This window comes from Halomonas kalidii, from assembly GCF_030010475.1.
GTDB classification, from domain to species: domain Bacteria; phylum Pseudomonadota; class Gammaproteobacteria; order Pseudomonadales; family Halomonadaceae; genus Halomonas; species Halomonas heilongjiangensis.
On record NZ_JASCQN010000054.1, the window covers coordinates 218797 to 242905 of the forward strand.

General features: G+C 66.2%; 22 protein-coding genes. 1 reads left to right on the forward strand and 21 read right to left on the reverse strand.

The genetic code is table 11. The annotated features are described in order from the left end of the window. Positions 1-171 precede the first annotated feature (171 nt). Both uvrD and hexR read right to left on the reverse strand, forming a co-directional pair. Positions 172-2379, reverse strand: a complete 2208-nt coding sequence (gene uvrD, locus QLQ85_RS21535) for a DNA helicase II (protein WP_282740868.1) — start codon at positions 2377-2379, stop codon at positions 172-174. A 192-nt stretch (positions 2380-2571) separates the two neighbouring features. Next, a complete protein-coding gene (hexR, locus tag QLQ85_RS21540) occupies positions 2572-3435 on the reverse strand; it encodes a transcriptional regulator HexR (RefSeq protein ID WP_282740869.1) in 864 nt (287 codons plus the stop codon). Positions 3436-3709: 274 nt separating this feature from the next. Between hexR and QLQ85_RS21545 the strand changes: the two genes are divergently transcribed. Then, complete coding sequence (locus QLQ85_RS21545; RefSeq protein WP_110284386.1) at positions 3710-3910, forward strand: PA3496 family putative envelope integrity protein; 201 nt, start codon at positions 3710-3712, stop codon at positions 3908-3910. A 118-nt stretch (positions 3911-4028) separates the two neighbouring features. On the opposite strand, the gene QLQ85_RS21550 is transcribed toward QLQ85_RS21545, so the two are convergent. The 19 genes from QLQ85_RS21550 to QLQ85_RS21640 form a co-directional block, all read right to left on the reverse strand. Further along, the gene (locus QLQ85_RS21550; protein WP_282722542.1) at positions 4029-5369 is read right to left on the reverse strand and encodes a sodium-dependent transporter; all 1341 of its coding nucleotides are present in this window, start codon (positions 5367-5369) and stop codon (positions 4029-4031) included. Between the two features lie 190 nt (positions 5370-5559). Beyond that, positions 5560-6390, reverse strand: coding sequence for a DUF72 domain-containing protein (locus QLQ85_RS21555; RefSeq protein ID WP_282740870.1), 831 nt, complete (start codon positions 6388-6390; stop codon positions 5560-5562). An 81-nt stretch (positions 6391-6471) separates the two neighbouring features. After that, positions 6472-8181: a DUF945 family protein gene (locus QLQ85_RS21560; RefSeq protein ID WP_282740871.1), complete on the reverse strand. Its 1710-nt coding sequence runs from the start codon at positions 8179-8181 to the stop codon at positions 6472-6474. A gap of 155 nt (positions 8182-8336) precedes the next feature. Then, positions 8337-10172, reverse strand: a complete 1836-nt coding sequence (glmS, locus tag QLQ85_RS21565) for a glutamine--fructose-6-phosphate transaminase (isomerizing) (protein ID WP_282740872.1) — start codon at positions 10170-10172, stop codon at positions 8337-8339. 11 nt (positions 10173-10183) lie between these two features. Further along, positions 10184-11554 carry a bifunctional UDP-N-acetylglucosamine diphosphorylase/glucosamine-1-phosphate N-acetyltransferase GlmU gene (gene glmU, locus QLQ85_RS21570; protein WP_282740873.1) on the reverse strand — a complete coding sequence of 457 codons (1371 nt, stop codon included), beginning with the start codon at positions 11552-11554 and terminating at the stop codon, positions 10184-10186. 19 nt (positions 11555-11573) lie between these two features. Continuing rightward, positions 11574-12704, reverse strand: a complete 1131-nt coding sequence (locus QLQ85_RS21575; RefSeq protein WP_282740874.1) for an FAD:protein FMN transferase — start codon at positions 12702-12704, stop codon at positions 11574-11576. Positions 12705-12738: 34 nt separating this feature from the next. Next, positions 12739-13536 (reverse strand): undecaprenyl-diphosphate phosphatase, encoded by a 798-nt coding sequence (locus QLQ85_RS21580; protein ID WP_282740875.1) that lies wholly within the window; start codon positions 13534-13536, stop codon positions 12739-12741. A 106-nt stretch (positions 13537-13642) separates the two neighbouring features. After that, entirely contained in the window at positions 13643-15016 is a 1374-nt protein-coding gene (gene mgtE / locus QLQ85_RS21585; RefSeq protein ID WP_282740876.1) for a magnesium transporter, read from the reverse strand. A gap of 138 nt (positions 15017-15154) precedes the next feature. Next, positions 15155-15583 carry a F0F1 ATP synthase subunit epsilon gene (locus QLQ85_RS21590; RefSeq protein ID WP_282722534.1) on the reverse strand — a complete coding sequence of 143 codons (429 nt, stop codon included), beginning with the start codon at positions 15581-15583 and terminating at the stop codon, positions 15155-15157. Between the two features lie 25 nt (positions 15584-15608). Beyond that, positions 15609-16985, reverse strand: a complete 1377-nt coding sequence (atpD, locus tag QLQ85_RS21595; RefSeq protein WP_282740877.1) for a F0F1 ATP synthase subunit beta — start codon at positions 16983-16985, stop codon at positions 15609-15611. Positions 16986-17050: 65 nt separating this feature from the next. Further along, the gene (gene atpG, locus QLQ85_RS21600; RefSeq protein WP_282740878.1) at positions 17051-17941 is read right to left on the reverse strand and encodes a F0F1 ATP synthase subunit gamma; all 891 of its coding nucleotides are present in this window, start codon (positions 17939-17941) and stop codon (positions 17051-17053) included. A gap of 69 nt (positions 17942-18010) precedes the next feature. Next, positions 18011-19555, reverse strand: coding sequence for a F0F1 ATP synthase subunit alpha (gene atpA / locus QLQ85_RS21605; RefSeq protein ID WP_282740879.1), 1545 nt, complete (start codon positions 19553-19555; stop codon positions 18011-18013). A gap of 16 nt (positions 19556-19571) precedes the next feature. After that, entirely contained in the window at positions 19572-20108 is a 537-nt protein-coding gene (locus QLQ85_RS21610) for a F0F1 ATP synthase subunit delta (protein ID WP_282740880.1), read from the reverse strand. 11 nt (positions 20109-20119) lie between these two features. After that, positions 20120-20590: a F0F1 ATP synthase subunit B gene (locus QLQ85_RS21615; RefSeq protein ID WP_282740881.1), complete on the reverse strand. Its 471-nt coding sequence runs from the start codon at positions 20588-20590 to the stop codon at positions 20120-20122. A 72-nt stretch (positions 20591-20662) separates the two neighbouring features. Next, a complete protein-coding gene (atpE, locus tag QLQ85_RS21620) occupies positions 20663-20890 on the reverse strand; it encodes a F0F1 ATP synthase subunit C (protein WP_110284402.1) in 228 nt (75 codons plus the stop codon). A 73-nt stretch (positions 20891-20963) separates the two neighbouring features. Continuing rightward, positions 20964-21788, reverse strand: coding sequence for a F0F1 ATP synthase subunit A (atpB, locus tag QLQ85_RS21625; protein WP_282740882.1), 825 nt, complete (start codon positions 21786-21788; stop codon positions 20964-20966). A 24-nt stretch (positions 21789-21812) separates the two neighbouring features. Further along, positions 21813-22196, reverse strand: coding sequence for an ATP synthase subunit I (locus QLQ85_RS21630; RefSeq protein ID WP_282722527.1), 384 nt, complete (start codon positions 22194-22196; stop codon positions 21813-21815). 192 nt (positions 22197-22388) lie between these two features. Then, positions 22389-23297: a ParB/RepB/Spo0J family partition protein gene (locus QLQ85_RS21635; RefSeq protein WP_282722526.1), complete on the reverse strand. Its 909-nt coding sequence runs from the start codon at positions 23295-23297 to the stop codon at positions 22389-22391. Between the two features lie 37 nt (positions 23298-23334). Further along, positions 23335-24105 carry a ParA family protein gene (locus QLQ85_RS21640; protein WP_102626540.1) on the reverse strand — a complete coding sequence of 257 codons (771 nt, stop codon included), beginning with the start codon at positions 24103-24105 and terminating at the stop codon, positions 23335-23337. Positions 24106-24109: the final 4 nt, after the last annotated feature.

The window sequence follows — 24109 nt, forward strand, 5'->3', positions numbered from 1 at the left end:
CTGGTGATTGTTCTGATCCGAGCTCATGCCGGGAGCCGCTGGTTCAAGTCGCGAGCGCTGAAGCAGCGCTTCCCGAAGCGCGGTATGTCCGCCAGTGAGTATGCTTCATTGCTGAATTGCCCGGCAAGCGCGGCCCTTTGACGTGGACGTCAACGGAAACTCGGTCGATGCCTACAGGGGCGTCAGCTTGGCGAAGCCCAGCACCAGCCACTTGTCGCCCTCACCCTCGAAGCTGACCTGAACCCGGGCACGCTCCCCCTCGCCCTCGGCGTTGAGAATCACCCCCTCGCCGAACACCGGGTGGTGGACCCGCTGCCCGAGGCTCAGACTCGGCAGGTCGCCGCCACCGTTGACCGAGGTCTGGCGCGAGAGTCCCACGGCCGGGCGGCTGGCGGTCACCGGCCGCGAGATCTGCCCGCGCAGGCGCACCTCCTCCAGGTGCTCGTCGGGGAGCTCGCGCAGGAAGCGCGACGGCCGCTGGAAGGTCTCCTTGCCGTGCAGGCGGCGCAGCTCGGCGTGGGTCAGGTAGAGCTTGCGCATGGCGCGGGTCAGGCCCACATAGCAGAGCCGGCGCTCCTCCTCGAGGCGACCCGGCTCCTCGATGGACATGCGGTGGGGGAAGAGTCCCTCCTCGACCCCGGCGATGAACACCACCGGGAACTCCAGCCCCTTGGCCGAGTGCAGGGTCATCAGCTGCACGCAGTCCTCGAAGTCGTCGGCCTCGTGGTCGCCGGCGTTGAGCGCCGCCTCGGCGAGGAAGCCCTCCAGCGCCACGGCCCCCTCGCCGGCCACGGGCGGGTCCAGGGCCTCGCCCTGGGTGAAGGCGCGGGCCGCCGTGACCAGCTCCTCGAGGTTCTCGACCCTCGCCTGGCCCTTCTCACCCTTCTCGCTGCGGTGGTGCTCGACCAGCCCGGAGACCTCGTTGACGTGGTCGATGATCTCGTGGAGTGCCAGCCCGGCGGTATCGTTGTCGAGCCGCTCGATCAGGTCGGCGAAGGCCTTCACCGCGGTGCCGGCCCGGCCCCTGAGCGAGGCGTCGCCGAGGCCGTCGTGCAGCGCCTGCCACAGCGAGACCCCGGTGTGCCGGGCGCGCTCGCGCAGTAGCTCCACGGTACGGGTGCCGATGCCCCGGGCCGGCACGTTGATCACCCGCTCGAGCGAGGCGTCGTCGTCGCGGTTGAGCAGCAGTCGCAGGTAGGCCAGGGCATTCTTGATCTCCAGGCGCTCGTAGAAGCGCTGACCACCGTAGATACGGTAGGGGACGCCCTGGCGGATCAGGGTCTCCTCGAGCACCCGGGACTGGGCATTGGAGCGATAGAGAATGGCGATCTCGCGGCGGGTGTGGCCCTCGTTTACCTTCTCCCTGATCGTATCGACGATGAAGCGTGCTTCATCGAGATCATTGAAGCCCGCATAGACCGAGATCGGCTCGCCGCGACTGCCGGCGGTCCACAGCTCCTTGCCCATGCGCGAGGTGTTGTGGCTGATCAGGGCGTTGGCGGCATCGAGGATGGCGCTGGTGGAGCGGTAGTTCTGCTCCAGGCGCACGGTGCGGGTATCGCGGAACTCCTGCTCGAAGCGGCGAATGTTCTCGACCCGGGCGCCGCGCCAGCCGTAGATCGACTGGTCGTCGTCGCCGACCACCGTCATCGGCGTCTTCATCCCGGAGAGCAGCTTGAGCCAGGCGTACTGCAGGGTGTTGGTGTCCTGGAACTCGTCGACCAGCACGTGGGCGAAGCGCTCCTGGTAGTGGGCGAGCAGCGCGGGGGTGTCGCGCAGCAGCTCCAGGCTCCTCAGCAGCAGCTCGCCGAAGTCGACCAGCCCGCCCCGCTCGCAGGTCAGCTGATAGTGCTCGTAGAGCTCGACCATCTGCCCCATGTAGGCGTCGCCATGGGCGTCGACCTGAGGGGCGCGCAGCCCCTCTTCCTTGCACCCCGAGATGAACGACTGCACCTGGCGCGGCGGGAAGCGCTCGTCGTCGATGCGGTGATCCTTGAGCAGGCGCTTGATCAACCGCAGCTGATCGTCCGAGTCGATGATCTGGAAGTGCTGGGGCAGTCGCGCGTCCTGCCAGTGGGTGCGCAGCAGGCGGTGGGCGATGGAGTGGAAGGTGCCGACCCAGACGTTGCGCAGCGACAGGCCCAGCAGCGCCTCGAGGCGGGTGCGCATCTCGCGGGCCGCCTTGTTGGTGAAGGTCACGGCGAGCACCGCATAGGGCGAGAGCCCCTCGGCCTGCATCAGCCAGGCGATGCGATGCACCAGCACCCGGGTCTTGCCGGAACCGGCGCCGGCCAGCACCAGCATGTTGCCCTGGGGGGCGCTGACCGCCTCGCGCTGGGCGGTGTTCAGGTGGTCGAGAATCGCCGTGACGTCGTCCATGGTGCGGGGAAAGCCGGGTCGAAAATGGAGACCCAGCTTAGCATATCAGCCAGCTCAATCATCGCGGCGAGCGGCGCCGGGGACAGGTCGAAGCGGAGGTCATTCGTCAGGGATGACGAATGTAGCGCCCAAGGATGGGTTCCCAGCGCCTCCGCGTAGACCTGTCGCCGGGAAAGCCGCGTCTTCCGGTGGCTACGGCTTGCCTTCCTGTTCGGGAAAGCGCAGCGGGGTGAGGCTCTTCTTCACCGCCTTGAGCTGCTCGGCGAGCTTGGGGCCACGGGTCTTGGCCACTCCCACCGCCAGCACGTCGATCAGCACCAGGTGGGCGATGCGCGAGCTCATCGGGGTGTAGATCTCGGTGTCCTCGTGGACATCGATGTAGAGCGGCAGGGTGACCTCCTCGGCCAACGGCGAGCCGCTGGGACACAGCCCGATCACCGTGGCCCCGGCCTCGCGGGCCAGGCGTACGCTGGCCACCAGCGCCCGGGTGCGTCCGGTCTGGGAGATCGCCACCACCACGTCACCGTCGCCCAGGGTCACCGCCGACATGTTCTGCATGTGCGGGTCGGCATAGGCGGCGGTGGAGATCTGCAGGCGGAAGAACTTGTGCTGGGCATCGAAGGCCACCGCACCGGAGGCGCCGAAGCCGTAGAACTCGACGCGGTTGGCCATGGCCAGGGCGTTGATCGCACGGCTCAACGCCTCGTTGTCGAGCCGGTCGCGCACCGACAGCAGGGTACCCACGGTGGAGTCGAAGATGCTGTGGGAGAATTCCGCCACCGAGTCGCTGTCGTTCATCGAGAACTGGGCGAACTGGCTGCCCGAGGCCAGCATCTGCGCCAGCTTGAGCTTGAAGTCCTGGAAGCCGTTGCAGCCCAGGGCACGACAGAAGCGTACCACGGTGGGCTCGCTGACCTTGGCCTCGGTGGCCAGGTCGACGATGCGCATGTGGATGACTTCCTCGGGGTTGCGCAGCACGAAGCGCGCGACCTTCTGCTCGGAGCGGCGGAAGTGCTCCATGCGACGTCTCATCTCATCGAACAGGGCGCGGCTCACGCGGGACTCCTTGCTTGCGGGTCGCCGCCCCCTGGGGGGCGAAGCGACGAAGATGATGGCGGGTTCATGGTCACAGTATGCCCCAAGCCGAAGGGCGATGCGCACTGGCCGCGGTATTCTGCCCGGGAACCGCTTGCCTGGCCTTGCGTTGGCACAGCGTTGTCACCAATCGGCTCACGTCGTCATCATTCTGTCAAGTGAGGTATAGTAAGAATTGCAGTGTCGCGCAGCGTCCATGATGCCGGCACATTCACTGCAGACAGGAGAGTCGATCATGCGCAATGTCGAACGGTTAACCTCCCTGAAGAGTGAACTTCTCGACATCTTCATGAGCATGCAGGTCGCCGAACACGAGCAACGCTCACGGACCGCCGCCCAGCGCAACCTGCGCGCCCGCCGCGGCATCGAGCTGCACAACGAGTTCAAGCGTCTGTCACGGGACATCGCCCAGTTGCCCGAGGACGAGATGCACTGAACGCCCCGACCCGTGACGGGTCGAGGAAGCCTCCAGAACCAGCGAGCCCCGCCGAAGCGGGGCTCGCCGGGGCACTTGGCCCCGTTACATCAACCGCTCGTCGCGGTCCCTGGACGCCTCACAGGCTGGAGACGAAGACCAGGATCACGCCGATGGGCGCCACGTAGCGCGCCACCAGGTGCCAGAGTTTCTCGGCACCACCGGCGAGATTCAGCTCGGCGGCCACGCTCTTGCGCTCCAGGCACCAGGCGACGAAGACGATCGCTCCCAGGCCGGTCAACGGCAGCAGGATCTTGCTGGTGAAGGTGTCCAGCAGATCGAAGACGTTGAGGCCGAACAGCACCGGCACGTCCCAGACGTTGAACGACATCAGCGCCGCTATGCCCAGCGCCCAGACCGCCACGCCGCCGGCCAGGGTGGCCACCACCCGGGTCAACGGCGTGCGCTCCTCGATGAATTCCACCACCGGCTCGAGCAGCGAGATCGCCGAGGTCAGGGCCGCGAAGGTCAGCAGCAGGAAGAACATCAAGCCGAGCAGGGTGCCACCGGTCATGTTGCCGAAGGCCAGCGGCAGGGTGACGAAGATCAACCCCGGGCCTTCGCCGGCGCTCAGCCCGTTGGCGAACACGATGGGGAAGATCGCCAGGCCCGCCAGCAACGCGATCACGGTATCGAGGATGATCACCGTGCGCGCGGTACCGAGCAGGTTGACGTCCTCCCCCAGGTAGGAGCCGTAGGCCATCATGATGCCCATGCCCAGCGACAGGGTGAAGAAGGCCTGGCCCATGGCGGCCAGTACCACGCCGCCGGTGAGGGCACCCCAGTCGGGACGGAACATGAAGGCCAGCGCCTCGCCGAAGTGGCCGGTGGTCATGCCGTAGCCGACCAGGATCAGCATCAGCACCACCAGGGCCGGCATCATGGTGCGCACCGCCCCCTCCAGGCCCTTGGTCACGCCCCGGGCGACGATCCACACCACCAGCGCCATGAAGGCCGTGTGCCACAGCAGCAGCACGCCGGGGCTGGCCAGCAGGTTGCCGAAGATGGCACTCACCCCATCGGCATCCTGGCCGGTGAAGGTGCCGATCACCGAGTTCAGGGTATAGGAGAGCGACCAACCGCCGATCACGCTGTAGAAGGAGAGGATCAGGAAGGCGGCCAGTATCCCGCTGGCCCCCAGCAGCGCCCAGGCCCGCGGCTGGCCACTCTGGCCGGCCAGTTCCGCCATGGCGTTGACCGGATTCTTCTGGGCGCGGCGGCCGATCAGCCACTCGGCGACCAGGATCGGCATGCCGACCACCGCCACGCAGATCAGGTAGACCAGCACGAAGGCGGCGCCTCCGCTGTCGCCGACCATGTAGGAGAAGCGCCAGATATTGCCCAGCCCCACCGCAGAGCCGGCCGCGGCGAGCACGAAGGTCATCTTCGACGACCACTGTGCATGTGCGAGTTTCGACATGAATCACCTGTTGTTGTCTGTATCGATATGTATTCGGTATTGATCTATATCAGGCATACCTGTCAGCAAGATCGTGCTGTGATATGCCGTTAAACCCGCAAATCTATCCGATCATACGCTTGATGGCCAGCCGCCGATGATGAAAGCCCGTTAACGGGGCGCGAGGCACGCCGCCTGTCCGGCCTCGATCTCAGAACAGCGCTTCCTGGCGCTCGCCCGGGAAGCCCGGAAGCGGCGGGAGTGAACAGTGTTCGGCCAGGCGCGAATGGAGGCGACGTGCCAGTTCCGGCGCCCCTCGATTGTCGGGCGTATGCACAAGCAGGAAAGGGGTTTTCCCCTGTTTTATCCACAGGGCGAGGCGTTCTATCCAGGGCTGGAAATAGCGCTCGTTGATGGCCGGGTCGACGTGGCCGATGAAGCGCACCAGCGGCCTGCCTCCCGTGGAAAGCACGTGTAATGGGCGTTTCGGCTTCTCGCCCTGGGCCTTGAGCAGGCCGGGATGGTCGCCGGCCGGGGTGGAGAAGAGTGGCCGTACATCGAGCATCACCCGGTCGGCACCGTGAGTTATCAACAACCGGTTCAGGGCGATCTCGGCCGTCCCCTTGTGGAAAAATTCCCTGTGACGCACCTCAACCGCACAGGGAATGCCTGTGGGCCAGCGTGACAGCAGGCCTTCCAGCTGTGGCAGCTCTTCGGCACCGAAGTCCCTCGGCAACTGGACCATCACCGGACCGAGACGGTCGCGCAGGGGAGCGAGGGCCTCGAGGAAGCCGTCGACGTCGGCCGCGACCCCGGCTAGGCGCCGCTGGTGCGTCAGGGCCGCCGGCAACTTGAAGCAGAAGCGGAAGTCCGCCGGGGCCTGGCGCGCCCAGGTCGCCACCGTCTCGGCACGCGGCGCCCCGCTGTAGAAGGTGGTATTGCCCTCCACGGTGGAGAACACCCGGGCATACTCCTCGAGCAGGCCGGCGTTGCCACCATGGGGCGGATAGAGGGTGCCACGCCACGCCTGCTTGGCCCACATGGGCAATCCGAGATACAGGCCGGCCCTACCGGTCACTCTTCTGCCACCGCAAGGCAAGGGGCCGGCACGGGCAGCGACGACTCAGAACTGGCCCAGCAGCCATTCGCCGGACTCGCCGTTCAGCAACAGCTCACCGTCCGCCAGTTGCAGGTGCAGCGTGTAGCGGTCGCCTTCTTCACGGCGAACGATGCCGAGTTCCAGCATCGACGCCAGTTCCTCCGCCACCAGGGCCTTGGCCATCGCTTCGAGCTCCTTGCCCTCGGGCGGGGACGTCAGGCCGCTGTATTGCTGGCGGATCGACTCGCGGGCCAGCTTGTGCAACAGCAGCGTGGAGACGTCGGCACTGAACTCCAGCCGATTGCCCGGCGAAAAGAGCGCCTGCTCGCCAAGGATCGCGAAGTCCTGCAACTGGACATCGGCTTCCAGCGCCATGTCGAGATTCGCGTCGCCGATGCGTAACGTCACCGGCTTGGCCGTCAGGGTCGAGCGATCCCCCATCATCGCCATGCCGGCTTCCCCCATCCGCTCGAGCACGACCAGCGAGCCATCGGGGTCGTCGAACCGGAATTCGTCCATGGCCTGGTAGAACAGCCGCCAGAGCTCGTCGTACCCGGCGCGCTGCAGCTGGCCAAGGCGCGATTCGACCTGGTACTCCAGCGGTTCGTCCATGCCCTGGATACGCAGCTCGCGTGACGACAGGCGCGTGACCAGCTCGAGCGAAGCCTCCGGCGCGGGCTCCAGCCCCAGTTGAAACCGCATGGCGTCGAGCGAGACACCCGGCGAGCCCTTCTCGCGCATGTCCAGGCCATCGAACGCGAGGCCCAGCTCTCCATACCAGCTGTACTCGCCCTGGCGCGCGCCGGTGAACTCGAGCGCCATGCCATCCATCTGCAGGTACTGATCCGGCTTCTGTCCCTGGAACCCCTCGATGCCCAAGCGCGAGACGATGCTCTCGAAACGCCCCTGGTCGTCGAAATGGAGTCCAATGTCGACGGTCTGGCCCTCGATACGGGTATCGAGTGGCCGGTCGACATCGCGGCGCTCCGACAACGCCAGGGAATCCCGGGACTGCAGTCGCAGCTCGCGAAGCACCCCGGACGAGAAACGCGCCAGATGGTGCGATGTGGAACCCTCGAACGTATGCACGGCAGCGGGCTCCTCCAGGCGGGAAGGGCCCAGGTGGTGGGTGGCGCGATACTCGCCGGAACCGGGGTCGTAGCTGAAGTCACCGCCTCGGTAATCCGTGACATAGCGCGTGTTCAGGCCGGCGTCGCTGAGCAGCGGGCCGGCGGACACCGTCACCGCCATGGGTTCCCACTCGCCCTGGACGACCCGGTCATAACCGATCCGGGCATCATAGCGGTAGTCCGGCCGGTCACCTTCGAAGGCGACGACTTCCTCGACCAGCCACCCCGACACCGCGGCATCGCCTTCCAGGCTGGCCAGGCCTCCGGTCAGGGGGCCATGGGTGATCCGCTCGCTGACGCTTATGCGGAACGGCTCTTCCGGCACGTCCATGCCGGCGAACAGCTCCCTGAGCGACAGGGCGAAGCGTGGATCGAGGATGAGGTCATAGTCGGCCCGTGCCGAGAACCAGCCCCGTTCATACTCGGCATCCTCGACCTGGAGATATGTCAGCCCCGCCAGCTGCTGGAGATAGTCGGCATGCTGCTGCTCGATCTGTCGTCCCAGCCAGTTGGGTGCCCCCACCCCGGCCACCACGCCCAGCACCACCAGTAGCGTGATGATCCATGTCCAGCGGCCTCTCGAACGTCCCTTTTCGTTTCCCACGTCGGTTCCCCTTTTTCTTGTTTCGTTCTATCGACGTCCGGCAGTCACGGGGAAGTCCCTGTGACTGCCGGACGTTCAAGCCACATATTGTAGTAACAAAAAATAAGCAAGGGGAAATATGGGTCAGCCGCCGCGATGGCATGTCATCGGGCGAGTCACTCCACGGTCACCGACTTGGCCAGGTTGCGCGGCTGGTCCACGTCGGTGCCCTTGAGCACCGCCACGTGGTAGCTGAGCAGCTGCAGCGGCACGGTGTAGAGGATCGGCGCCAGCGCCTCGTGGACATGGGGCAGGCGCAGCACCCGGATGCCCTCCTCCTCCTCCAGCTTGACCCGCTCGTCGGCGAAGACGAACAGCTCACCGCCCCGGGCCCGCACCTCCTGGAGGTTGGACTTGAGCTTGTCGAGCAGCTCGTCGTTGGGTGCCACGGAGATGACCGGCATCTCGCTGTCCACCAGCGCCAGCGGGCCGTGCTTGAGCTCACCGGCCGGGTAGGCCTCGGCGTGGATGTAGGAGATCTCCTTGAGCTTGAGCGCCCCCTCGAGGGCGATGGGGAAGTGCGCCCCGCGCCCCAGGAAGAGCGCATGCTGCTTCTCGGCAAACGCCATGGAGAGCGCCTCGATCTGCGGATCGAGCTTCAGTACGCTGGCGACCAGGCCGGGCAGACCGCGCAGTGCCTGCACCAGCTCGGCCTGCACGCCGTCATCGAGGCCCTTGACCCGGCCCAGCGCCAGGGTCAACAGCATCAGGGCGGCGAGCTGGGTGGTGAAGGCCTTGGTCGAGGCGACGCCGATCTCGGGTCCCGCCTGGGTCATCAGGGTCAGGTCCGACTCGCGCACCAGCGAACTTCCCGGCACGTTGCAGATCGCCAGGCTGGCCAGGTAGCCGCGCGCACGGGCGAAGCGCAGCGCCGCCAGGGTGTCGGCGGTCTCGCCGGACTGGGAGAGCGTCACGAACAGGGTGCCCTCCGGCACCACCACCTGCCGGTAGCGGTACTCCGAGGCGACCTCGACCTGGACCGGCACTCCGGCGAAACGCTCCAGCCAGTAACGGGCCACCATGCCGGCATGATAGCTGGTGCCGCAGGCGACGATATGGATCTGGCGCACCCGGCCGAACAATGCCTCGGCCTCGGGCCCGAAGCTCTCCACCAGCACCGAACGCTCGCCCAGACGCCCCTCCAGGGCCGCGGCGATCACCGCCGGCTGCTCATGGATCTCCTTGAGCATGAAGTGACGATAGTCGCCCTTGCTCGCCGCCCCGTCAGCGTGCTCGAAGGTCTGCACCTCGCGCTCGACCGACTGCCCCGCGGCATCGAACACCGCGACACCACCCCGTGACGAGAGCCTCACCACATCGCCCTCCTCCAGATAGATGAAGCGGTCGGTGACCTGCAGCAGGGCCAGGGGGTCCGAGCCCAGGAAGGCCTCGTCGATGCCCACCCCCACCACCAGCGGGCTACCCTTGCGGGCGCCGACGATGACGTCGGGCTGGTCGGCATGCATCACCGCCAGGGCATAGGCACCCTCGAGCCGGGCCAGGGCGTGCAGTACCGCGGTCAGCAGGTCGACACCATCGCGGGATTCCCGGTCCACCAGGTGGGCCACCACCTCGGTATCGGTTTCCGAATCGAAGGCATAGCCGGCGTCGAGCAGTTCGTGGCGCAGCGCCTCGTGATTCTCGATGATGCCGTTGTGCACCACCACCACCCGCTCGCCGGATCGGTGCGGGTGGGCATTGGCCTCGCTGGGCCTGCCGTGGGTGGCCCAGCGGGTATGGGCGATACCGCAGCGCCCCGGCAGGGGCTCCGTCTCCAGCCGCTCCTCGAGGGCCACCACCTTGCCCACGGCACGGCACCGCTGCAGGGTGCCCTCGGGGGACTGCACGGCCATGCCCGCCGAGTCATAGCCGCGATACTCGAGTCGCTTGAGCCCTTCGAGCAGGATACCCTGGACGTTGCGCTCCGCGACGGCACCGACGATTCCACACATGCGTTCTCTCCTCAGGGTTCCTGGCGCTTGGTCGGCCGTGGCCAGTCGGCCTTGCTGACCTGGCGACCGCGGGAGACCGCCAGGGCATTGTCGGGCACGTCCTTGCTGATGGTGGAGCCGGCCCCCACGGTGGCCCCCTTGCCGACGCTGACCGGCGCCACCAGGGCGGTGTTGGAACCGATGAAGGCCTCGTCGCCGATCTCGGTACGGTGCTTGTTGGCGCCGTCGTAGTTGCAGGTGATGGTGCCGGCACCGACATTGACGTCACGGCCCAGCGAGGCGTCGCCCACATAGCTCAGGTGATTGATCTTGCTGCCCTCGCCCAGCTCGACGTTCTTGGTCTCGACGAAGTTGCCGACCTTGGCTCCCACCGCGAGCCGCGAACCGGGGCGTAGCCGGGCGAAGGGGCCGATGCGGTTGCGGCCGGCCGCCACCGCGCCCTCGATGACGCTGTGCGGCTCGACCAGCGTCTCGGCACCGATATGGCTGTCGCGGATCACGCAGTGGGGGCCGATGCGCACGCCTTCCCCCAGCTCCACGTCACCCTCGAAGACACAGCCCACGTCGATCTCCACGTCGTGGCCGCAGGTCAGGGTGCCACGGATGTCGAGCCGCGCCGGATCGAGCAGTGCCACCCCCTCGGCCATCAGCCGTTCGGCCAGCTCGCGCTGGTGGGCACGTTCCAGCCGCGCCATCTGGGCCCGGTTGTTGACGCCCTCGACTTCGAGCGCCTGGGCCGGCTGGGTGGTGACGATCTTCACCCCCTCCGCCGCCGCCATGGCGATCACGTCGGTCAGGTAGTACTCGCCCTGGGCGTTGTCGGCCGAGAGCTGCGGCAGCCAGCGCCTGAGCTGGGCCGCGGTCATGGCCATGATGCCGGTGTTGCACTCGCGAATGGCGAGCTCCTTCTGGGAGGCATCCTTGTGCTCGACGATGGCCACCGCCTCGCCCGACGCGTTGCGCAGGATGCGCCCGTAGCCGCCGGGATCGGGCAGGGTCACGGTCAACAGCCCCATATGCTGCTCGTCGACCCCCTCGAGCAGGGTCGCCAGGGTCTCGCGGCGAATCAGCGGCACGTCGCCGTAGAGCACCAGCACCTTGCCGCTGCCGAGCCCGTCCAGGGCCTGGGCGACGGCGTGGCCGGTGCCATTCTGTTCCGCCTGGAGGGCGAAGCGCACCTCGCAGTCGGCCAGCGCCTCGCGCACATGCTCGGCCCCATGGCCGACCACCACATGGGTGCGATCGGCGACGAGCCCCCGGGCGGTATCGATCACATGCCGCACCATCGGCTTGCCGGCCAGGCGGTGCAGCACCTTGGGCAGCGTCGAGCGCATCCGCGTGCCCTGTCCGGCCGCCAGAATCACCACGTCGAGCGTCATCATGACTCCATGTCCATTCTCTTCAGTCGTTACATTCTAGATGGTTACGGCCCCTGCACTCCATGCCGGGCCGGTTTTGTCCTCGCCGAACCTCGAGGCCGAGTTCCTCGGTCAGTGCCTCGCCGAAAGTCGCGACGAAGCCGGGGCTGACCCGACTGCTCCAGCCCTCGTCCTCGCGCACGATCATCAGCACGCCGAGCCCCTGCTCCCTGGCCAGCGCCATCCCCTGCTCCTCGCCCAGCACCATCAGTGCCGTGGCCCAGGCATCCGCCCAGGCGTTGGAGGGGTGGGCCACCGTCACCGAGGCCAGCCGGTGCTCGATGGGACGGCCGGTACGCGGATCGAGGGTATGGGAATAGCGCCGGCCTTCCTCCTCGAAGTAATTGCGGTAGTCGCCGGAAGTGGCCACCGAGAGGTCATGCAGCGGCAGCACATGTTGAGCTTCCTGGCGGTCGTCCCGCGGGGCCTCGATGCCGATGCGCCAGGGCGTTCCCTCGGCGTCACGGTACCCCTTCGCCATCACTTCCCCTCCCAGATTGACCAGGTAGTGTTCGATGCCCCGGCGATCCAGATAGGTCGCCACACGATCCGTACCATGGCCCTTGGCCACACCCGAGAGATCGATGAAGACGTCTCTCACGCGCCGCGCCTGGAGCCCTGCCACGTCGAGTTCGACGCTGTCGGGTCCGATCTCGGCCAGTCGCTCGGCCAGGGTCTCGTCGTCGGGGATTTCCCGCGGGCGGGCCTCGGGACCGAAGCTCCAGAGATTGACCAGGCCACCAAGGGACATGTCGAAGGCACCATCGCTGGCCTCGGCCACCGTCTGGCCGATCGCCAGCACCTCGACCAGTTCGTCGGAGAGGGGTTGCCACTCCCCCACCGGCGCCTGGTTGAAGGCCACCAGTTCCGAGTCGTCACGATACGTGGACATGGCAGCATCCACCTCATCGAGCTCGGCGAGAAACTCCTTCTCGATCTCGCGCGCCTCGCCCTGTGTCAAGGGATCGGCGATGGTCACCTGGTAGAAGCTGCCGAAGATGCTGCCCTCGAGGCGCACCGGCGACTCCAGCGGCCGGTCGCTCTCCGAACAGGCCGCCAGCAACGCGGTGAACACAAGCAGTAGCGGCAACGACAGCAGACGGGAAGGATTCATTGCACAGCGGCTCCGGCAGGCAGGTGAGGCGAGCTTACCAGAACAGCCACAGCAGCCAGAGCCCCAGCACGATGCGATAGACCACGAAGGGCTGCATGCCGATCCGACGGATGAAGACCAGGAAGTAGTGGATGCAGAGATAGGCACTGATGCCCGACAGCAGGGTGCCCATCACCAGGGTCGACCAGTCCACCTCCCGGGGCTCGCCGACCAGCCCGACGATCTCGAGGGCACTGGCGAGCACGATCACCGGAATCGACAGCAGGAAGGAGAAGCGTGCCGCCCCTTCACGGCTCATCCCCAGCAGCAGCGCCGCGGTGATGGTGATCCCCGAGCGTGACGTGCCGGGGATCAGCGCCAGCGCCTGGGCGCCGCCGATCAGCAGGGCATCCTTCAGGGTCAGCTGGTATTCGCTGCGCGCCCCGCGGTGGCGCCAGTCGGCATAGCCGAGCAGCACGCCGAAGACGATCAGACCCGCGGCGATGATCAGCGGCGAGCGCATGCCGACCTCGATGGCGTCGTGAAAGGCGAGGCCGACCACGCAGACCGGAATCGTCGCGAGCAGCACCCACCAGGCCAGGCGGGCATCCTCGTCGGCCACCCCGCCACGCAGCGAACCGGCCCAGCTGACGGCCATCCTGCTCAGTTCGTGGCGGAAATAGAGCACCACCGCCGCCAGGCTGCCGAGATGCAGCGCCACGTCGAAGGCCAGTCCCTGGTCATCCCAGGGGGTCAGCACCGGTACCAGGATGAGATGAGCGGAGCTGGAAATCGGCAGGAACTCGGTCAGTCCCTGGACGAGCGAGAGTACGGCGACCTGAAGCCAGTCCATGGCGATTCCTGTGTGGATGAACGAAGCCGAGGATACACATCCGTCATGGCGTTGTCCGCCTCATCGCCATGGTGGCCGAATCGAGACTGTATGCCATCGGCAACGATCATAGCCCGGTCAGGATCGCCGTGGCGATACTGAAGTAGATCAGCACCCCCGAGGCATCGATCAGCGTCGTTACCAGCGGTGCCGAGGCCGTGGCCGGGTCCCAGCCCAGGCGGTCGAGCAGGAACGGCAGACACATGCCCAGCAGGCTGCCGAACAGCACGATGGTGACCATGCTCATGGCCACCACCATGGCCACCGCCTCGCCACCGCGCAGCACGCCGATGGGCGCCACCGCCAGCGCCATGGTCAGCCCCAGGGAACCGGCCACCAGCAGCTCGCGGCCGAGCAGCTTGCCCCAGTCCTTGACCCCGACGTCGCCGGTGGCCATGCCGCGCACCATCAGGGTGGCGGCCTGGGCGCCGGCGTTGCCGCCGCTGCCGATGAGCAGCGGCAGGAAGAACACCAGCGCCACCTGGGCGGCGATGGTGTCCTCGAAGTAGGCGATGCCGGCGCCGGAGAAGAGATTACCGAACACCAGCAGCACCAGCCAGATCACCCGCTTGCGGTAGAGGCTCCACAGTGGCACCCGGCTGACGCCGTCCTCGAGCTGGCCGATGGACATCCCCTTGTGGATATCCTCGGTGGCCTCGGACTCGGCCACGTCCATGGCATCATCGTGGGTGACGATGCCGATCAGCCGCTCATCGGCATCGATCACCGGCACGGCCAGCAGGTCATAGCGCGCCACCACCCGGGCGACCTCCTCCTGCTCCTGGTCGACGGGGATGCTGATCACGTCCTTGATCATCAAGTCGTCGACCCTGGCCCCGGGCCGCGCCACCATCAGTTGGCGCAGCGACAGGGTACCGGCCAGGCGGCCATCCGGGTCGATGATGTAGAGCTGGTAGACGGTCTCGGCGTCCGGGGCCGTCTGGCGCACCCGCATCATCGCCTGGGACACGGTCATGCCACTGGGGATGGCCACGTAGTCCGAGGTCATGATCGCCCCGGCGGTGCCCTCCTCGTAGCTCGCCAGCCGCTTGAGATCCTCGCGCTCCTGGCGCGCCATGCGCCGCAGCAGGGTCTCACGGCGATCCTCGCCGAGCAGGTTGAAGAGGTCGGCACGCTCGTCCGAGCCCATCTCCTCGAGCACCGCGAGCAGCGTTTCGTCGGACATCGCCTCGGCCACATCGGTCTGCTCCTCGCCCGGCAGATAGCCGAGCACATTGGCCCGCCGTTCGATGGGCAGACTGTCGAGCAGGGCGAGGGCGATGGGCAGGTCATCCTCCTCGGCGAGGATGTCCTCGACGATCTCGGCGAGATCCGCGGAACGCAACTCCGGCAGCAGTTCATCGAGACGCTCGCCCTGCTCCTCGGCCAGCGCGGTCAGCAGCGCCTCCTTCTGTTCCTGCAGGGTCTCATTCAACGACATGGGCATCCTCCTGACGCCACCAGGGTGCAGGCGATGGTGGCCTGCATGGAGACGTGTTGTGCTGCGAGCATGTTATCAGACACGAAAACGCCCCCCGAACATGGATCCGGGGGGCGTCTTCCACGGCAGGAGCGTCGATCAGCCCTTGCCGGCCTTCTTGCGCAGTTGCTGGATGGTACGCAGTTGCGCCACGGCCTCGGCGAGTTCGGCCGCGGCGCGAGTGTAATCCAGCTCCGCGGACTTGTCGTTGAACGCCTTCAGCGCGTGCTTGCGTGCTTCCTCTGCGGCCGCCTCGTCCAGGTCCTTGGCGCGTGCGGCGGAGTCGGCAAGGACGGTCACCACGTCGGGCTGCACTTCGAGGAAGCCGCCGGAGACGTAGTAGTTCTCCTCCTGTCCGCCGTCATGGATCACGCGGATCGGGCCTGGCTGAAGCTCGGTCAGCAGCGGCGCGTGGCCAGGCAGGATGCCCAGGTCACCCATGATGCCGGAAGCGACGAGCTGCTCGACCTGGCCGGAGAACACCCCTTCCTCGGCGCTGACGATTTCGCACTTGAAGCTGTTCGCCATAGTCTTGTCCTCTTGATGGACGACCTTACTTCATCTGGTTGGCTTTCTCGACGGCCTCGTCAATGCTGCCCACCATGTAGAAGGCCTGCTCCGGCAGATCATCGTATTCGCCGTTGAGGATGCCCTGGAACCCGCGGATGGTGTCCTTCAGCGACACGTACTTGCCCGGGGAGCCGGTGAACACCTCGGCGACGAAGAACGGCTGCGACAGGAAGCGCTGGATCCTCCGCGCCCGGGCCACGGCCTGCTTGTCCTCGTCGGAGAGCTCGTCCATGCCCAGGATCGCGATGATGTCCTTGAGCTCCTTGTAGCGCTGCAGCACGTTCTGCACACCGCGCGCCGTGTCATAGTGCTCCTCGCCGACCACCAGCGGGTCGAGCTGACGCGAGGTGGAGTCCAGCGGGTCGATCGCCGGGTAGATGCCCAGCTCGGCGATGGAACGCGCCAGTACCACGGTGGCGTCCAGGTGCGAGAAGGTGGTCGCCGGAGACGGGTCGGTCAGGTCGTCCGCGGGCACGTAGACCGCCTGCACGGAGGTGATCGAGCCGGTCTTGGTGGAGGTGATGCGCTCCTGCAGGACGCCCATCTCCTCGGCCAGGGTCGGCTGATAGCCCACCGCCGACGGCATACGACCCAGCAGGGCCGAGACCTCGGTACCGGCCAGGGTGTAGCGGTAGATGTTGTCGACGAACAGCAGCACGTCGCGGCCTTCATCGCGGAACTTCTCGGCGATGGTCAGGCCGGTCAGGGCCACGCGCAGACGGTTGCCCGGCGGCTCGTTCATCTGGCCGTAGACCAGCGACACCTTGTCGATGACGTTGGATTCGGTCATCTCGTGGTAGAAGTCGTTACCCTCGCGGGTCCGCTCCCCCACACCCGCGAACACCGAGTAACCGCTGTGCTCGGTGGCGATGTTGCGGATCAGTTCCATCATGTTGACGGTCTTGCCCACGCCGGCGCCGCCGAACAGGCCGACCTTGCCGCCCTTGGCGAACGGGCAGACCAGATCGATGACCTTGATGCCGGTCTCCAGCAGCTCGTTGGACGCCGCCTGGTCGGCATAGCTCGGTGCCTTGCGGTGGATCGGCATGCGCTCGGCCTCGCCGATCTCGCCGGCCTCGTCGATCGGCTCGCCGAGTACGTTCATGATCCGGCCCAGGGTCTCCTTGCCCACCGGCACGGAGATGGCCGCACCGGTGTTGGTGACGTCCATGCCGCGCTTGAGCCCCTCGGTGGAGCCCATGGCGATGGTGCGCACCACGCCGTCGCCCAGCTGCTGCTGGACCTCGAGTACGGTCTCGCCCTCCGAGACCTTCAGCGCGTCGTAGACCTTGGGAACGGTGTCCCGCGGAAACTCTACGTCAATCACCGCGCCGATGATTTGTACGATACGTCCGCTCATCTTGGTTCCTCTCAAATACCTGAAAATGAAACCTGCATGCCGGGAGGGCACCCCCTCCCCTGGCGCTATACGGCGGCGGCGCCACCGACGATCTCGGAGATCTCCTGGGTGATGGCGGCCTGACGGGCCTTGTTGTAGACCATCTCCAGGTCGTCGATCAGACCGCCGGCGTTGTCGGTGGCGCTCTTCATGGCGATCATCCGCGCCGCCTGTTCGCAGGCGCCGTTCTCGACCACCGACTGATAGACCTGCGATTCGATGAAGCGAATCAGCAGGCTATCGAGCAGCGCCTTGGCATCCGGCTCATACAGGTAGTCCCAGCCTCCGGGACGCTTGTTCTCTTCGGAATGCTTGTGATGCCCGTTGTTGCCCATGTCGGGCGACAGGGGCAACAGCTGCCTGACCACCGGCTTCTGCGTCATGGTGTTGACGAACTCGTTGTACACCACGTAGAGCCGGTCCAGGCGTCCCTCGTCATAGGCATCCAGCATCACCTTCACGCTGCCGATCAGGTCCTCGACCTCGGGCGACTCGCCCAGGTGGCTCTTCGCCGCCACGAGGTTGCCCCCGTAGTTGCGGAAGAAGCCGCCGGCCTTGCTGCCCAGGGCACAGAAGTCGAGTTCCGCGCCCTTGTCGCGCCACGCCTTGGCATCCTTCAGCACGGCCTTGAACAGGTTGACGTTCAGGCCGCCGCACAGCCCGCGGTCGGTGGACACGACGATGTAGCCGACCCGCTTGGTGTCCCGCTCGATCATGTAGTCGTGGCGGTACTCGGGCTGGGCGTCGGCGATATGGCCCACGACGTTGCGGATCTGGCGGGCATAGGGCTGGCTGGCCTTCATCAGATCCTGCGCCTTACGCATCTTCGATGCAGCCACCATTTCCATGGCGCTGGTGATCTTCTGCGTATTCTTGATGCTCCCGATCTGGGTGCGTATCTCTTTTGCAGCTGCCATAGCGATCTACCCTTCGTTCGTGGCTCTCAGAAAGCTCCAGGGCCCGCCCTCACGGGCGGGCCAGCGGCATTACCAGCTCTGAGTGGCCTTGAACTTCTCGAGACCCGCCTTCAGCCCTTGCTGGATCTCGTCACTGTAGTCGCCGGTCTGGTTGATCTTGTCGAGCAGCTCGGCATGCTCGGACCTCATGTAGTCGTGCAGGGCACGCTCGAAGTCCAGCACCTTGCTCACGTCGATATCGTCCAGATGGCCCTCGTTGGCGGCATACAGGGACACCCCCATCTCGGCCACCGACAGCGGCGAATACTGCTTCTGCTTCATCAGCTCGGTGACCCGCTGACCGTGCTCGAGCTGCTTGCGGGTGGCCTCGTCCAGGTCGGACGCGAACTGCGAGAAGGCCGCCAGCTCGCGGTACTGGGCGAGCGCCAGGCGCACGCCGCCGCCGAGCTTCTTGATGATCTTGGTCTGGGCCGCACCGCCCACCCGGGACACCGACAGGCCGGCGTTGATGGCCGGGCGGATGCCCGAGTTGAACAGGTCGGTCTCGAGGAAGATCTGGCCGTCGGTGATCGAGATCACGTTGGTCGGAACGAATGCCGAGACGTCACCGCCCTGGGTCTCGATGATCGGCAGCGCGGTCAGCGAGCCGGTCTTGCCCTTCACTTCACCGTTGGTGAACTTCTCGACATATTCGGCGTTGACGCGAGCGGCACGCTCGAGCAGGCGCGAGTGGAGGTAGAAGACATCACCCGGATAGGCCTCGCGGCCCGGCGGACGGCGCAGCAGCAGGGAGACCTGACGGTAGGCCCAGGCCTGCTTGGTCAGGTCGTCATAGACGATCATGGCGTCCTGGCCGCGGTCGCGGAAGTACTCGCCCATGGTGCAGCCGGCATAGGGCGCGAGGAACTGCATCGGGGCCGGATCGGCGGCGCCGGCGGCGACCACGATGGTGTGCTCCATGGCACCGTGCTCTTCGAGCTTGCGCACCACGTTGGCAATGGTCGACTGCTTCTGGCCGATGGCCACGTAGACGCAGGTGACGCCCTTGCCCTTCTGGTTGATGATGGCGTCGACGGCGATCGCCGACTTGCCGATCTGGCGGTCACCGATGATCAGCTCACGCTGGCCACGACCGATCGGCACCATGGCGTCGATCGACTTGAGGCCGGTCTGGATCGGCTGGTCCACCGACTGGCGGGTGATGACGCCCGGGGCGACCTTCTCCACCGCGTCGGTCATCTTGGCGCCGATATCGCCCTTGGCGTCGATGGGGTTGCCCAGCGGGTCGACGACGCGACCCACCAGCTCGGGGCCCACCGGCACCTCGAGGATGCGCCCGGTGCACTGGGCGGTCATGCCCTCTTCGAGCTGCAGGTAGTCGCCCAGCACCACGGCACCCACGGAATCGCGCTCGAGGTTGAGCACCATGCCGAAGATACTGCCGGGGAATTCGATCATCTCGCCGAACATCGCGTCCTCGAGGCCGTGTATCTTCACGATGCCGTCGGAGACGCTGACGATGGTGCCCTGGTTGCGGGCTTCGGATGCGACATCAAGCTTCTCGATCCGCTGCTTGATGATGTCGCTGATCTCGGAAGGATTCAGTTGCTGCATGCCATGTCCCTCAGACTCAGGCGGAAAGGGCTTCGGAGAGGCGGTGCAATCGACCGCGTACCGAGCCGTCGATGACGGTATCGCCGGTACGCAGGATGACACCGCCGAGAAGCGTCGGGTCCACCTGAGTGGTAATGGAGATTTCGCGATTCAGGCGCTTCTTGAGCGCGCCGGCGAGCTTCTGCTGCTGCTTGTCATCGAGCGCATAGGCCGAGACCACGGTGACGTCGATGCGCTTCTCGAGCTCCGCGCGCAACCGCTCGAACTGCTCGGCGATGTCGGTCAGGGCCACCAGGCGCCCCTTCTGCCCGAGGGTCTCGAGGAAGCGACGCGCGGCATCGTCGACAGTGACGTCGGCCACCTCGATGACCAGGGCCACCTTGCGCTCGGTGGACAGCTTCGGGCTGGAGAGCAGCTTCTGGACATCACGGTCGGCAACGACCCGGCCCAGCGTCGCGAGCCAGCCGGCCCAGTCATCCAGCGCCCCGTGATCGCGTGCGTACTCGAATGCCGCCTTGGCGTAGGGTCGAGCGACGGTTGACGTTTCCGCCATGGATCACCTCCTCACAGTTCGGCGGCAAGCTTGTCGAGCAGCTTGCGATGTGCCTTCTCGTCGACGGAGGCTTCCAGGACACGCTCGGCACCGGCGACGGCCAGCGTCGACACCTGGGCACGCAGCTCGTCCTTGGCGCGATGGATTTCCTGCTCGATCTCGGTACGCGCGCCGGCGACCAGTCGCTCGCCTTCGACACGGGCCTGATCGCGGGCTTCCTCGATCATCTGCGCGGAGCGCTTGTGCGCCTGCTCGAGGATCAGGGAGGCCTGCTCCTTGCTCTCGCGCAGGGTCTCGTTGGCGCGCTCCTGGGCGAGCTCGAGGTCACGCGTTGCACGGCTGGCCGCATCGAGGCCATCGGCGATCTTCTTCTGACGCTCGTGGAGCGCATTGCTGATCGGCGGCCACACGTACTTCAGGCAAAACCAGACAAAGATCGCGAAGGCGATCGTCTGTCCGATAAGCGTCATGTTGATATTCACAGGGATGTACCTCTGACAGGTTCGTGGCAACCGGAAACGAACACACCGAGCGCAGGGCGCCCGGTGTCGTCATTAACCGGCAACGACGAAGATCAGGTACATCGCGATACCGACACCGATCATCGGCACGGCGTCCAGCAGGCCCGCCATCAGGAAGGTCTTGGTCTGCAGCTGATCGCCCAGCTCAGGCTGGCGGGCAGTGGATTCCAGCAGCTTGCCACCCAGCAGGGCGAAGCCGATACCGGTACCCAGAGCGCCCAGGCCGATCATGAGGGACGCAGCAATGTAGACGAGTTCCATGGTGGTGCTCCTAGTTTTCTCGAGTTGAGGTTCAATGGGTTAAGGGTTGATGAAAGTGCAAGCGTTGCTCGTTTCAGTGATGCTCGTGCGCCTGACTCAGGTAGACGACGGACAGCACGGTGAAGATGAAGGCCTGGAGGGTGATGACCAGGATGTGGAAGATTGCCCAGGGCACATCCAGCACCCAGATGGCCCAGAACGGCAGCAGGGCGATCAGGATGAAGATGACCTCGCCGGCGAACATGTTGCCGAACAGTCGCAGGCCCAGGCTCAATGGCTTGACCAGCAGGCCGATCAGCTCCATGACCAGGTTGAAGGGAATCAGCGACCAGTGGTTGAAGGGGGTGAGCGAGAGCTCCTTGGCGAAGCCCCCCGCCCCCTTGACCTTCAGACTGTAGTAGATGATCAGCAGGAAGACCCCCAGGGCCATGCCCAGGGTGGCATTGGGATCGGTGGTGGGCACCATCTTCATGTAGTCGACGCCGAGGCGCAGGAACAGCTCGGGCACGTAATCCACCGGGATCAGCTTGAGGAAGTTCATCAGGAAGATCCAGACGAACAGCGTCAGGGCCAGCGGCGCGATGACGGGATTCCTGCCGTGGAAGGCCCCGCGGACGGTGAACTCGACGAACTCGATGACCATCTCGACGAGATTCTGCAGGGTGCCGGGAACCCCGGTGGTCGCCACCTTGCCGGCCTTGCGGAACAGCCAGATGAACAGTGCCCCCATGGCGATGGACCAGCCCATGGTATCCAGATGCAGCGCCCAGAAGCCCATCTCCTGGGCCTCCTCGGCTGAGTGTGCCAGCGACCAGCCGTTGTCGGGATGCTTGCCGAACGTCAGGTTCTGCAGGTGGTGCCTGATATATTCGGTCGGCGAGGGGTTATTGCCAGCCATGGGTCTGCCTCTCGTTAGGGTCGGTCAGTCACGCAGCAGCCAGGGAGCCAGCCAGTGCATGAGGTGAACCGCCACGTATGCGCCAAAGAAAAAAGCCGGGTTTGAGGGGGGCACTGTCACGAACACCAGGGCGAACAGTGCCACCGTCAAACCGAACTTGCCCGCCTCGGCTCGATAGAAAATCGACACGAAGCGCCTTGCCTGCCGGCCGGCACGCTGGCTGCCGACCCGCCATACGAAATACAGGTTGGGAAGAAGACAGATCAGCCCGCCGGTCGCCGCCGAGATGGCTGCCTCCTGCCCGCCGACCGCGAAGCCGAGGAGGGCCATGACGATGATGGCCAGTCCCTGGGCCTGCAGAAGGCGACGATGATTCGGAAGTCGCCGCACCACACGGGGCCTAGCCATGCCGACTCCCCATGGCATCCAGCGGACGAGACGAAGGTGTCTGCGGCGCTGCGTCCCGTGCGGACAAACACCGGCGGATTATAGGGAAGCCCCTCCGGCCCTTCAACCGGAGTGGTGTCGATTCCGAGGATATCCGGTCACTTTTCGACCAAAGGGGGACGGTTCGTCGACATCGCCCGACACGCACCGCTCTCAACGAATGTGCTCCAGGATCCCGTCCAGTTCGTCGAGACTAGCGTAGCGGATCGTGACCCGCCCCTTGCCCCCGCGGCCGTGCTGGATCTTCACCGGGGCGCCGAGCAGCTCACCCAGCCGGGTCTCGAGACGTGCCACGTCCGGGCTCGGTGTCGGCCGCTCGGCCTTGCGCGGCTCGCCGGCGGCGAGCCGCTTGACCAACGCCTCGGTGTCGCGGACGGTGAGGTCCTTGTTGACCACCTCGTGGGCGGCCTTGCGCTGCTTCGCCCCGGTAAGCGCCAGCAGGGCGCGGGCGTGGCCCATGTCCAGGTCACCACGCTCGAGCAGGGTCTGCACCTCCGGGTCGAGGGCGAGCAGGCGCAGCAGGTTGGCGACCTGGGCCCGGGACCGGCCCACCGCATCGGCCGCCTGCTGCTGGGTGAGCTCGAACTCCTCGAGCAGCCGCTTGAGGGCCATCGCCTCTTCCACCGGATTGAGGTTCTCGCGCTGGATGTTCTCGATCAGCGCCAGCGCCAGCGCCACCTGGTCGCTGACCTCGCGGATGACCGCGGGAATGACGTCCAGCTCCGCCAGTTGGGCGGCGCGCCAGCGACGCTCGCCGGCGATGATCTCGTAGCGCTCCGCACCGACGGGACGCACCACGATGGGCTGCATCACGCCCTGGGCACGGATCGAGTCGGCGAGTTCCTCCAACGCCTCGGGCTGGATATCGCGCCGCGGCTGGTACTTGCCACGGGTGAGCTGGCCCAGCGGCAGGCGTTCGAGCCGCTCCTCGGCTGCCGGCGCCTCGCCCTCCTCCGGCCGGGTCGGGTCGACGCCCGGAAGATCCAGGTTCTCGCGGCGGCGGGCATTGGCACCGATCAGGGCATCCAGGCCGCGTCCCAGGGCGCGTTTATTGCGCGTCATCGACATTCCCTCATCACAGCGGATTACAGCGCTCGGCCTACAGCGACAGCCGGCGGATCAGCTCCTTGGCCAGCACCCGGTGGGCCTGGCTGCCGCGCGAGAAGCGCGCGTACTTGGTCACCGGCAGGCCATGGCTCGGCGCCTCGGCGACCCGTACGTTGCGCGGGATGGTGGTCTTGAGCAGGGCGTCACCGAAGTAGTCGCGCAACTGCTTGCTGACATCCCGGGTCAGGCTGTTGCGCGAGTCGAACATGGTGCGCAGGATGCCATACACCTCCAGGTCCCGGTTCACGCTGTCCTTGATCTGTTCGACGGTATCGAGCAGCGCCGAGAGCCCCTCGAGGGCGTAGAACTCACACTGCAGCGGAATCAGCACGCCGTGGGCGGCGGTCAGGGCATTGACGGTGAGCATGTTGAGCGACGGCGGACAGTCGATCAGCACCACGTCGTACTCGCCGGCCACGTCGGAGAGCGCCTCGATCAGACAACGCTCACGCCCCTCGTCGCGGTCGAGCAGTTCGACCTCGGCGGCGGTCAGGTCGCCGTTGCCCGGCAGCAGCGCGAAGCCGGCCGCCGGACAGTCGAGGATCACCTCGGCGGAGCGCCGATCCCCCAGCAGCACGTCGAGCACACTGCCGTCGAGCTCATGCTTGTCCACGCCGCTGCCCATGGTGGCATGGCCCTGGGGATCCAGGTCGACCAGCAGCACGCGGCGGTCCAGCGCCGCCAGGCTGGCGGCCAGATTGACGGCGGTGGTGGTCTTGCCCACGCCGCCCTTCTGGTTGGTCAAGGCGATTATCTTGGTCACGGGC